The organism is Desulfuromonadales bacterium (assembly GCA_035620395.1).
In the GTDB taxonomy this organism is placed as follows: Bacteria; Desulfobacterota; Desulfuromonadia; order Desulfuromonadales; family DASPGW01; genus DASPGW01.
Genome location: DASPGW010000155.1, coordinates 1 through 11,644, shown reverse-complemented (window position 1 = coordinate 11,644; position 11,644 = coordinate 1). Strand labels below are relative to the sequence as shown.

The window sequence follows — 11,644 nt, the reverse complement described above, 5'->3', positions numbered from 1 at the left end:
GGTTTTTCGTCGGCCTCTCCTCGGCCGCCGCGATCCAGGGGAATCCCGGCCAGACCAACTACGCTGCAGCCAACCGGATGATGTCGGCGCTGCTCGGAAACCTCCACCGGGAAAACGGAGCGATCCGCTTCAAGGCCTTGATGCTTCCCCCCATCGAAGGGGCAGGCATGGCTGAGGATCCGGAGATCCGGGAGCTGTTGAAGCGCAAGGGCGTGGGATACATCCATGCCAATGAGCTTGCGGGGCTTTTCTGCCGTGAGCTCCTGGCCACCCCGGCCGACGACGTTTGGGTGATGTTCATGCGGCAGCTGCCAGCTGTGAAGACGGCGCCGCGCCTTGATACCACTCGCCCTGTACTCAAGAGTGAATTGGCTGGCGGTACCGTTTCCTTGCGGTCCGAGGACTTTCCCATGATCGAGGAGATCTCTCGCCTCGACCTCCGCAAGGAAGAGCTGGAAGCCGGCAGAACCTTCTCCCGGGAGAAGGATCTCTGGATCGCGGATCACCGGCCCTTCAAGTTTATCCAGCACCCTCTGGTCTCCGCCGCCATGGTCCTGGAAACCTTCATGGAAGCCGCCCGGATCCTGTATCCCCACTTGCAGGTGCGCGGCGTTCGCCAGGTGCGGCTCATGGACATGATTCAATGTCCGATCGGCCTCCCCCGGCCGTCCAGAATCTTCTGCCGCCGGGCCGGCGGCGGCGAGCGGGAGGTTGTGTGCGAGGTCTCTCTCGCCGCCCGGGAGATTACTCCTGCCGGGAGATTGACCGACCGCTTCACCCCGCACTTCCAGGGTCAGGTGATCCTTGCCGGCGGCGGAGAGTATCCCGGGGGGGAACTCCCGGACTTTCCCGTCCGGCCGGACGAATTGCGGACCAGGGGCATGGACCCGAAAAACGTTCTCAAATGGTACAAGGACCGCAGCGGCCTCGAAGGCCGGTATCGCGTAATGGAGCGTCTGGACGGTGCCGGCCCGGGAGTGGTGCGGGGTCGGACCACCTGCCGGGAGACCAGTGACTTTGCCAACCTGCCGAGCGCCCGGTACCAATACTCGCCCTACCTTTGCGAGGCTCTGCTGCAGCTGGCCGCCTTCCACCTGGCAGCAACGGACCCCTCGGAGCGACGCTCGCTGATTCCCCTGGAGATCGGCGAGATGAGGTTTTCGCGTCAATGCCGGGCCGGAGAACAGCTCATCCTGGAGGCCCGCTTGCGGGCACGGGGCGAAGACGGCCTCGCCTGGGACGCCCGCGGGATTGACGAGCAAGGCCGCACCATCATGCAGATTCAGGGGTTGCGGATGCACTGGGTATCGGCCTGAACCGGCAGGCTCGAAAAGGACGAGATCGGCAAGAAGCATGGAAGTGGCGGTGACTGAGGATTGCCAGGGATCAACCGTTCATGCCGTGCATTTCTTGCACGGAAGCGGGCCGGTCTTCCATGCCTGCCTGCCACGGGGGAGCGAAACCAGGCACCGCCTCGTCTCCACCCTGTTGGATCACCTTGCGGCCACGGAAAGTCCTCGTTGGCAATGCTGTCAATCCGCCGCCGCAGAAGCATTGCCGATACAGCTGGTACGTGGTCTGCTCGGCAGGCCGCATCTCCTTTTGGGAGATTCTCCAGGTCCGGCCGTCTCCTTCAGCGAGAGTGGCGGAAAGGTCTGGGCCGCGCTTTGTGGCGATGAGTCCGATATCGGCATCGATGTGGCAGGGACCGATGAATTTCAAGGAGAATACCCCCTGCACCGGGTCTTTCAGCCAGCAGAGCTCGAACATGCCGCGAAGTTGGCGGACGGCGATCTGGCAGCGGCCGCAGCCCTGCTCTGGTCGATCAAGGAGGCTGCAGTCAAAGCCCTGGGTTGTGCCTTCCATCTCGTGGAACCGCGGCAAATCGCCGTCTATCCAGCGACAGAGGGAACGGCCTGCGGGGACGGCGGCTATACCTTTGCGGTGGGCTTGTCAGGAAAGGCTCGGGAGCGATTCCCCCTGGCGGCCAACCAAACCCTGTGGGTGCGTTCGTTTCCTCAGCGCCAGATGTGGCTTTCCATCGCCCTCTGGCAGCGGAGACCGACAGCCTCATGAATAACCTGGCGTGCCACTACCTGCCGCGGCTGGACGGAGTGTCGGCGGCAGCACTGGGACGGCTTTTCCCGGAGCCGTCCATCACCGCCCCCCTCCTTTTTCTGTTGGAAGAATCCGGTGTCGACGGTTTTAACCTGGGCAGCATCGTGGTCTTCAACGATGAGGCTCCGATTCTCTTGTTGCCGCTGTTTGAAACCCGCTTTGATCTGTCCACTTTTGTGGAGGGTTGGGCCAAGAAAGCGCTGAAAGCGGCAGGTCGTCTCATGCCCTCGATTTTTCAACCCCGCATATTGGGCGTGGGGTTGGTTGAAGGGGAATGGAGTGAAATCGGGATTGATCCGCAAATCGATGTGGACACCCTCGATGCGGCCTGCAAAATGGCCTTCAGCACCTTGCAAACGCTCGCCGTCGAACACAAAAACGACATGGTGGCGCTTTACAACTTCAATCAGTACGGCAGACTACCCGAAGATGCATGCAAGAAATTCAACCGGGTACAATTTCGACCTTGTGCCCAACTGCCGATTGATTTCAGCAGCGTGGAGGAATACCTGAATCGCCTTTCAGGGGCCGCGAGAAAGGACCTGCACCGCAAAATGCGGGTGGCTCCTGAAGTCCGGGTCATTCGCAGCCGTACCATTTCTCCTTATCTGGACAGGATCTTCCAGCTTTATCTGGATACCGTGGCGCGCAGCCCCATGGCGCTTGGCGTGCACAACCGTTTGTTCTTCGATAAAATCTGCGAGAGAGTACCGGGCGCCGAATACACGCTCTATTTTGTGCAGGAAGAACTCGCGGCTTTCAATCTGCTCTTCGTCAAGCAAGAAGCGCTGGTGGATAGATACTTCTGCATGGATTACGGACTTGGCAGGAAATACAATCTTTATGTCTTGTCCTGGCTGGAAAATGTCCGCACCTGCGTGGAGCGAAAAATACCGCTCTATTACACGGGGCAGGGCACGGAAAAGACCAAAGCGCACCTGGGCGCGACGTTCATACCGAGCTTAATATTATTCAAACACCGCCACCCGGTGTTTGACCGTCTTCTTGTCTGGCAGTCGGCGGTGATCAACAAGGTCCTGAGTCACCTCGGTTTTTGGCCCGCCGTCCCGCCTCGCCCCGCTTCTGATGCTCTGGTGGGCGGTGACGTAATCACTGGCAATACTGCCGCCCCTATAGGCGAATTGGAGATGCATGACCAGAGCAAGTGATTACGCCATCGAGGTCGAGAACCTGACGAAGCGCTACGGGGATTTACTGGCAGTCAACGACATCTCGTTCACCGTCAAGACCGGCGAGGTGTTCGCCCTGCTGGGACCGAACGGCGCCGGGAAGACCACTACCGTCGAGATCATCGATACCATCCGCACGCCCACCTCCGGGAAAGTGACCCTTCTCGGCATGGACGTCGCCAAAAATAAACACGACATCGTCAACCGCATCGGCGTCCTCCCGCAGGGGTTCAGCTCCTTCGACAGGATCACGGTCAGAGAGACCCTGCAGTACTACGCACGGCTTTACTGCGGCAGGAACACCGATATCGATGGGCTGATCGCGCTCGTGAACCTCAAGGACAAGAGCAAAGAGCAGTACAAAAACCTCTCCGGCGGCTTGAAGCAGCGCCTTGGCATCGCCCTGGCGCTCGTTAACGACCCCGAGGTCGTGTTCCTCGACGAGCCGACGACAGGACTCGACCCTCGCGCCAGGCACGAGGTGTGGGAAGTACTGAAAGGGCTGAAGAAGGGGGGGAAGACGGTGCTGCTGACCACCCACTACATGGAGGAGGCGGAGCTTCTGGCGGACACGGTCGCCATCATTTCCAAGGGGCAGATCATCGCCAAGGGTTCCCCCGTTGAACTCATCGTGGCCAACGCCAAAGACCAGATTCTCACTCTGCTGTCCGCTGATGCAAAAGTCTCTGCAATCGTCCGCAATCTGGGCTTCGAGCCGGTTCTTTGCAATGGCAACAAGATCAAGGTCAGAGTGGGGCACACGGAAGATGTGCAGCGAATTCTGGGCGCCATCAAAGAAGAAGGGGCGTCTTATCTCGGCCTGGACGTACGGCAACCCAACCTTGAAGAGGTCTTCCTGAAGCTTACCGGCGAGGCGCTCCACGACGATCACGTCGGGGAAGAGAGTTCGGCATGAACCAGCGCGTCGTCGGTGCAACTCTCTTCATCAAGCTCATGGGCGTCTACCGCGAGAAGACCACCATGTTCTTCACGCTGGCCTTCCCGATTATTCTCATACTCGTGTTCGGCACGATCTTCATGGGCCAGGACAACATAAACTTCCAACTTCACGTGCAGGACCTCGACCAGTCGAATTCGTCAAAAACGTCCGTCGAGACTCTCGGGGAAGCCGGGAAGTTCAAGGTCATCAAGGTGGACCCTGCCATCGACGCCACGCAGTACGTCAGGGACAACAAAGTGGACCTCGTCCTCGTCATTCCCAAGGGCTTTGAAGTGTCCGTCATCCGGAGAACGACACTGAGAGACTACAAAGCATCCTCCACCCTCACCTACATATACGACCCCAGCTCGTCTACGGTCCCGACGAAAATTGAAATCCTCAATGGCGTGCTCGCCCGGATAAACCTGGAGATGTCCGGGCTGCCGCCGTTCATCAGCTCGGTTGAACAATCGATACTCACCAAGAAATACCAGTTCATCGAGTTTTTCATTCCCGGCATCATCGCCATGGCGGTGATGACCCTGAGCCTGTTCGGCACGGTAAACCTGAACACCGAACTGCGACAGAAAGGGATTATCAGGAAACTGTCCACTACGCCCATCACCCGTACCGAATGGATACTGTCGGACATTCTGTACCAATTCATCCTCGCGGTCGTCTCCACGACGGCGATGCTGCTGGTGAGCTACGCGGTGTTTAATGTCAGCCTGCATATCAATGCCTGGCTCCCCGCTTTCATTTTGCTCAACGTCCTAGCGTTCGTCGGCATCGGCATGATCCTCACCCGCTTCGTCAAGGAAGCGCAGAGCGCCGCCGCCGCCGCAAACGCCATCAGCTTTCCGATGATGTTCCTCTCGGGGAGTTTCTTTCCCGTCGAGTTGATGCCAGGTTTCCTGCAGACGCTCGCCAGGACACTGCCGCTTTATTACGTAAACGAGGGGCTCCGGGCATCGATGATATTTGCTGACAACCTCGCCGCGCTGCGTGCCTCCACGGTCATCGGGGCTTTTGCAACCGTGGTCTTCATCCTGGGCATCATAGCCACCAAATGGGAAGAGGGCCGATGATTGGTAGGAGCGCTGCTTGCCGCGCCCCGATTGGGCGGAGCAAGCGCCACCCCTACCCTGGTTATGTTTATTTCCCCGTAAAAAAAGTCGCTGGTCGGAAGTATGGGAAGTGTCACCCAGAGAGGTGAAAAGATGAAAATAAAGCTTATCGCGCCCCATGAACAGCGTGAAGACACGATATCCACCCCCTTCAAGCTGCAGCGGGTCAATCTTCCCCTGCTGGCGGCGCTCACCCCGCCAGGCCACACGATTACCATTGTCGAGGAAGCATTTGCACCCGATGAAATCGATCAGGAGGTGGACCTGGTGGGCATCACGGTGTTGACCGAACTCGTGCCAAGAGCCTATCGGATCGGCGATACCTATCGCCGCAAAGGGGTAAAGGTGGTGATGGGCGGCATCCACCCCACGGTATTGCCTGAGGAAGCCCTGGAGCATGCGGACGCCGTCGTCGTCGGGGAAGCCGAGGGTATCTGGCCGCAACTTGTCGCGGATGCCGCCGCGGGACAAATGCAAAGGATTTACCGGGCCGATCAAATGACCGATGTCCAGGGCCTGCCGCAACCTCGGCGAGATCTCTTTCCCGCAACCAAAGCTAACGGTTATGCGCCCATCCCGATCGGCGTCGAGACCTCCCGCGGCTGTCCGAACGACTGCGAATTCTGCTGCATTAGCCAAACCCTGGGGCAGCGCTATCGGGTCAGGCCGGTTGGAGAGGTCATCGCCGAAATAGAGTCGATTGATTACCCCAACCTCTTCTTCGTCGATGACGCCCTTGGCTTGAACCGGATGGAAGCGAAAAAACTCTTTAAGGAAATGATCCCTCTGCGGCGGCAGTGGCTGGCGCAAGGCACCGTATCCCTGGCCGAGGATGTGGAACTGCTGGGATTGATGAAACGCGCGGGGTGCATGGGGCTCTTGATCGGCTTCGAATCGGTACAGAGTGCCACACAGAATGAGGTGAACAAAATAAAGAACCTGAAGATCGATTTTTATCAGGCCATGCATCGATTCCATGCCGAAGGTTTCGGCATACTGGGCTGCTTTGTTTTTGGCTTTGATTTCGAAAACAAGGATGTGTTCGAGCAGACCCTCGAGTTCATCATGAAAAGCCGTATGGATTGCGTCCAGTTGAGGATTCTCACGCCGTATCCGGGAACACGCTTATACACCCGCCTTTTAAGCGAAGACAGGTTGTTCGCAAAGGACTGGTGGCTCAAGGGATATCCGCCGGACACCCTCCTTTTTCAACCCAAGGGCATGACTGCCGACGAGCTCATCAACGGCTACGCCCGTTTGAACCGACAAGCCTATTCTTTCGGCGCCATGACGAAACGCTTCTTTGGCATGAGCCCATGGAAACGAACTCTGTTCGGTTGCCAGCTGTACGCCGGGCTCAACCTGTCGACCCGTAACCGTTATTTCAAAGGCCTGAAAAATCCACAACCCTTTGCAGGGGCCTTGAAAGCAATCGGCAAGCAATAGTGAGCGCGTCGAGGGGAAAAGCGGTGCGGCACTTCTCATGAGTCCATATTCCAGCCCCATGGCGCCCACAGGCGGAAATACGACCACCGCCGCCACTATCGGAAACAGCCCTCCCGTTCGGGCCGTCATATATGACGGCCTCGTCAAGTATGACGGCTGTCACCGACGGCTTTCCCTTCACCCCGCCCCCTTCCCTTCCCTTTTCCCCAGCACAATCAGCCCCTTGTAGGCGCCGTATGGGCAGTGCTGCTCTGGCTCGTTTTTTGCGATTTAACTTCTCAGCGGAGCATGCGCGCAGCGGGGTTTTCTGCGCTATTCCACATTGCAGTCAGAGGAGAAGGCCATGAACAATCACTTGAAAGAACTGCAAAAACTTAATGGAATTGGGAAAGTCCTGGCGCAGCGACTGGTCGAACACAGCTACGACACCATCGCCAAGGTGGCTGCTGCACAAGAAAAAGGGTTGGATCGGATTGCCGGTCTGCACCCGAAAAAGGTGCGGGCTATCGTCGCCCAGGCCAGAGAGATGACGGGAGAAGCCGAAAAAGGTCGGCACACCTGGCTGGAGGGTAAAGGCGAGGGCAAAGTCCATCAAGCCTCCGCTGGCGGGCATCGCGACCAGGATCAGTAACCGGTCCGGGGATAAGGTTTCCGGCAGGTGCTGTCGGGCTTTCTGTGTCAACTTAGTTGTGTCATGTAGAGGAGATCCATGATGGATTACATAACGGTCGGGAAAGAAAAAGCAACCCGCATCAACCTCTTCTATAAGGACTGGGGCAGTGGACAGCCCGTGGTCTTCAGCCATGGCTGGCCGCTGAGCGCGGACGCCTGGGAAGACCAGATGCTGTTTCTGGGTGCTCACGGATACCGCTGCATTGCCCATGACCGCCGCGGCCATGGCCGATCGAGCCAGCCATGGGATGGCAACGACATGAATACCTACGCCGACGACCTCGCGGCGCTCGTTGACGCGCTCGACCTGAAGAACGCGATCCATGTCGGCCACTCCACAGGGGGCGGCGAAGTCGCCCGCTATATCGGCCGCTTTGGTACGAAACGCGTGGCCAAGGCCGTGCTGATCGGCGCGGTGACACCGCTGATGCTGAAGACGGCCGCTAATCCCGGCGGCCTGCCGATGGCGGTCTTCGACGAGATCCGCGCCGGCGTCCTCGCCGACCGTTCGCAGTTCTTCAAGGACCTGGCCACGCCGTTCTACGGCGCCAACCGGCCGGGCGCCAAGGTCTCGCAGGGCCTTCGGGATTCGTTCTGGCTCCAGGGGATGATGGCCGGCTTCAAAGGGGTCTTCGATTGCATCAAGGCCTTCTCCGAAACGGACTTCACGAAGGATCTCGAGAAATTCGACGTACCGACGCTGATCCTGCACGGCGACGACGACCAGATCGTACCGATCGGCGCCTCGGCCCTGCTCGCGTCCAAGGTCGTCAAAAGTGCCACGCTGAAGATTTATCCAGGCGCACCACACGGCATGTGCTCGACCCTCAAGGACCAGGTCAACGAGGATCTGCTCGCGTTCATCAAGGCGTAGGCGACCGAGCGACGCGACCCCGCATAAAGGAGTAAGAATCATGGCCAAAGAGAGACTGGTCGTCATCGGCGGAGATGCCGCGGGGATGAGCGCCGCCTCCCAGGCGAAGCGTCGCCGGCCCGAGTTGGAGATCGTCGTCTTCGAGCGGAGCCCCCACACCTCCTTTTCCGCCTGAGGGATTCCCTACTACGTCGGCCGGGTCGTCGACGCGAAAGAAAAGCTCATTATCCGCACCCCGGAAGCGTTCAGGGAGCGGGATGGAATCGACGCGCGAGTTCTGCACGAGGTGGAGGAGATCGATGCTGCGGGGAGCAAGGTGCATGTCCGCGATCTGAAAAGCGGCAAATCGGCGTGGGAGCCATATGACCAGCTCCTGATTGCCACCGGCGCGGTTCCTACCTGCCCTGACCTCCCCGGTGCCGATGCCGTCGACATCTGCGGAGTAAGCACCCTCGAAAGCGGCCTGGAAATTCGCCGGCGTCTCGACAAGGGGGGTATGAAAAAGGGGGTTGTCGTCGGCGGTGGCTACATCGGCCTGGAGATGGCGGAAGCCCTGGTGATGAATGGCCTGGAGGTTTCCCTGATCAGCAGGCCACCTCAGGTGATGGGGACCCTCGATGAGGACATGGGGGCACTGGTATCCCAGGCACTGCGCGATGTCGGGGTCAGCCTGTATCTGGAGGAGACGCTCACGGAGTTCGAGACAACGGCCGGGAAGGTGTCAGGGATCGTCACCGACAAGCGTACCCTGCCGGCCGACATCGTGATCCTTGGCCTCGGGGTGCACCCCAACACGGCGCTTGCCGCGGCGGCCGGCATCCCCCTTGGGGAGGAAGGGTCGATCCGGGTGAACGAACGGATGGAAACCGGAGTTGCCGGTATCTGGGCAGCAGGCGATTGCGCCGAGTCGTTCCATCTGGTGAGCCGCAGACCTTTCTATATCGCCCTCGGCACTGTCGCCAACCGCCATGGGCGGGTAGCGGGCATCAATCTGGGAGGTGGCTACGCCACGTTTCCCGGGGTAGTGGGAACAGCCGTCACGAAAATATGTCAAGTGGAAGTCGCCCGTACCGGCCTCCAGGAAAAGGAGCTCAGGAACCTGGGCATCGAGTGGGTCAGCGCTGTTATCAAGAGTCGCACCAAGGCTGGATACTTTCCCGGCGCAGGGGAAATAACCGTAAAGGTACTGGCCGAAAGAGGCAGCGGCCGCCTGCTGGGGGGCCAGATTGTCGGGATGGAAGGTTCGGCCAAGCGGATAGACACCCTGGCAACCGCTCTTCATGCCGGTTTTACGGTGGAGGAGATGATTAATCTCGACCTTGGCTACGCTCCCCCCTTTTCGCCCGTCTGGGACCCGGTCGTGATCGCTGCCCGTGAAGCGGCCAAGAAGCTCTGACTAGAAACGTATCGGTACTGGAAAAGCCCTTTTATTTGCGTGGCACCCATCATCAAGACACCAACAGATGCCATCGTCACCCTCAGGAAGCAAAACAGAGCATGCTCGAATATCTGATCAGTTTTGTCGGCTCCCTCGGTCCCTGGGGTTACCTTGTGCTCTTTCTTGTCCTGGTGGTGGAATGCCAGGCAGTGCTGGGCCTGGCCATGCCCGGTGAGAGCCTGGTGCTGGTGGGAGGCTTCTTTGCGGGACAAGGAGTGCTCGATCCAGTGGTCCTCATCGCTGTGATCTCCATCGCTGCAATCCTGGGCGACAGCATCGGCTACGGACTGGGGCGACAGCTGGGACGACAATGGCTGGTGAAACATGGGATGCGGTTTGGGCTGCGCCAGGAACACCTTGACCGCGTTGATGGTTTATTCGCGAAACATGGAGGCAAGGCCGCTTTCGGCAGTCATTTCCTGCATCTGTTGCGGCCATTGATGCCCTTCGTCGCGGGTGACCGCCGCATGCGCTATCAGAAGTTCCTCCTCTTCAATGCGCTGGGATGCATCGCCTGGGCGAGTGTTTATGTCTCGCTTGGCTATGGTGCAGGGGGGAGTTGGCGGATAGCCGCGGAATGGGTCGGATTCACCGGCAAGCTTGTCGGCAGCGGGCTGCTGCTCACCGTCGCCCTGGTCTGGCTTTGGCGCTGGCGGGGGCGGCGGAGCATCCGCGCGTAATAGGCCCTGCGCCGACGGTTTTCGTTTTGACGGGAATATCTGTTCGATCGACGGCAAAAGTGAACCAGCACGAAATGCATAGAACCAAAAGAGACATACATGCTGTGCAAAGCCAAAACGCTAAGGGTTACACATTGGACAGCCTCGACGGGGAAATCGGCAAGGTCAAGGGATTCTACTTTGACGATCAGCACTGGGCGATTCGTTACCTGGTTATCGATAAGCTGAACTGGTGGCCGGGGAAAATGGTCTTGATTTCGCCTGACTGGATCGAGCGGGTGAGTTGGCTCGAATCGAAAGTCTTCGTCAATCTTCCCCTCGCAACCATCAGGCAGGCACCAGAATTCAAGGCCGAGACGCTGTTGACCCGGGATTACGAGACCCGGCTTTATGCTCATTACCATCGTCCGGGTTATTGGGTCGATGACAGGACAGGCAAGTCCTACAGTGAGCGGAGGGTTGCCAGTCGTGACTCGGCAAGTGGCTAGATCGGCTTGCCGACAGGCCAATCGGCAATGCCGCATGGCCCAGACCAACCCCCGGAGGGCGGGGGGAGTGCTCAAGAGTCGCCGCGCACTGGGTCTCCGGTCAGTAGTCGCTGCGCAGGTCAGTGGAGGATATCCTCCCGTTTTTCAATGCTTCCATGTCCTGTTCTGGAGGAATCGCAAGACGGCGTCGGTGTTGGGGTTTAGCGTCGCTCTCAAGAACGGAGGACGAGATGAAGCGCACCTTGATGATTTTGCTGGCCATGGTTATGGCGATGACGCTGCTGTCCGGGGTGTCGGCAGGGCAAGCGCCGCCGATACCGGTGGAGGAGCAGCCGGAGGTCCTGACGCGCGGGCCGGTGAACGAGGCCTTCGCCCAACCGGTCAATTTCGAGGATCGGGGAGGTTTTTCTGCGCCCAGGGAGCCGCCGCCCTACATCGAGGAAATTCCGTCGGCACTGCGGCCCGCTGGCGGACAGTTTGCCTGGGTGCCGGGCTACTGGGCGTGGGACTCCGAAAGAGACGGGTATATCTGGGTGAGCGGCTGCTGGCGGGCAGTGCCGCCGGAGATGTACTGGGTGCCGGGGTACTGGGCGAGGGGGGCAAGGGACTGGCAATGGGTGGCGGGATTCTGGGCGCCGGTCGGCAATAACGCGATCGAGTATTTGCCGGCG

At 59.2% G+C, this 11,644-nt stretch carries 12 protein-coding genes; all 12 read left to right on the top strand.

The window, feature by feature from the left end; all coding sequences use genetic code 11:
- Nucleotides 1-1,316: polyketide synthase dehydratase domain-containing protein (locus VD811_08345; protein HXV20981.1), on the top strand; the 1,316-nt coding region annotated here is incomplete at its 5' end.
- 238 nt (nucleotides 1,317-1,554) lie between these two features.
- Nucleotides 1,555-2,076 (top strand): 4'-phosphopantetheinyl transferase superfamily protein, encoded by a 522-nt coding sequence (locus tag VD811_08340; GenBank protein ID HXV20980.1) that lies wholly within the window; start codon nucleotides 1,555-1,557, stop codon nucleotides 2,074-2,076.
- A complete protein-coding gene (locus tag VD811_08335; GenBank protein ID HXV20979.1) occupies nucleotides 2,073-3,287 on the top strand; it encodes a hypothetical protein in 1,215 nt (404 codons plus the stop codon). The genes VD811_08340 and VD811_08335 overlap by 4 nt, the downstream gene beginning before the upstream one ends.
- Nucleotides 3,271-4,224, top strand: coding sequence for an ABC transporter ATP-binding protein (locus VD811_08330; GenBank protein HXV20978.1), 954 nt, complete (start codon nucleotides 3,271-3,273; stop codon nucleotides 4,222-4,224). The genes VD811_08335 and VD811_08330 overlap by 17 nt, the downstream gene beginning before the upstream one ends.
- Entirely contained in the window at nucleotides 4,221-5,336 is a 1,116-nt protein-coding gene (locus VD811_08325; GenBank protein ID HXV20977.1) for an ABC transporter permease, read from the top strand. The genes VD811_08330 and VD811_08325 overlap by 4 nt, the downstream gene beginning before the upstream one ends.
- Nucleotides 5,337-5,468: 132 nt before the next feature.
- The gene (locus tag VD811_08320) at nucleotides 5,469-6,821 is read left to right on the top strand and encodes a radical SAM protein (GenBank protein ID HXV20976.1); all 1,353 of its coding nucleotides are present in this window, start codon (nucleotides 5,469-5,471) and stop codon (nucleotides 6,819-6,821) included.
- Between the two features lie 343 nt (nucleotides 6,822-7,164).
- Nucleotides 7,165-7,452 (top strand): helix-hairpin-helix domain-containing protein, encoded by a 288-nt coding sequence (locus tag VD811_08315; GenBank protein ID HXV20975.1) that lies wholly within the window; start codon nucleotides 7,165-7,167, stop codon nucleotides 7,450-7,452.
- A 78-nt stretch (nucleotides 7,453-7,530) separates the two neighbouring features.
- The gene (locus VD811_08310; protein HXV20974.1) at nucleotides 7,531-8,367 is read left to right on the top strand and encodes an alpha/beta hydrolase; all 837 of its coding nucleotides are present in this window, start codon (nucleotides 7,531-7,533) and stop codon (nucleotides 8,365-8,367) included.
- A gap of 40 nt (nucleotides 8,368-8,407) precedes the next feature.
- A complete protein-coding gene (locus VD811_08305) occupies nucleotides 8,408-9,763 on the top strand; it encodes an FAD-dependent oxidoreductase (GenBank protein HXV20973.1) in 1,356 nt (451 codons plus the stop codon).
- Nucleotides 9,764-9,864: 101 nt separating this feature from the next.
- Nucleotides 9,865-10,485, top strand: coding sequence for a DedA family protein (locus tag VD811_08300; GenBank protein HXV20972.1), 621 nt, complete (start codon nucleotides 9,865-9,867; stop codon nucleotides 10,483-10,485).
- Nucleotides 10,486-10,619: 134 nt separating this feature from the next.
- A complete protein-coding gene (locus VD811_08295) occupies nucleotides 10,620-10,973 on the top strand; it encodes a hypothetical protein (protein HXV20971.1) in 354 nt (117 codons plus the stop codon).
- Between the two features lie 230 nt (nucleotides 10,974-11,203).
- Nucleotides 11,204-11,644, top strand: a 441-nt coding sequence (locus VD811_08290) for a hypothetical protein (protein ID HXV20970.1), incomplete at its 3' end; no start/stop codon positions are given.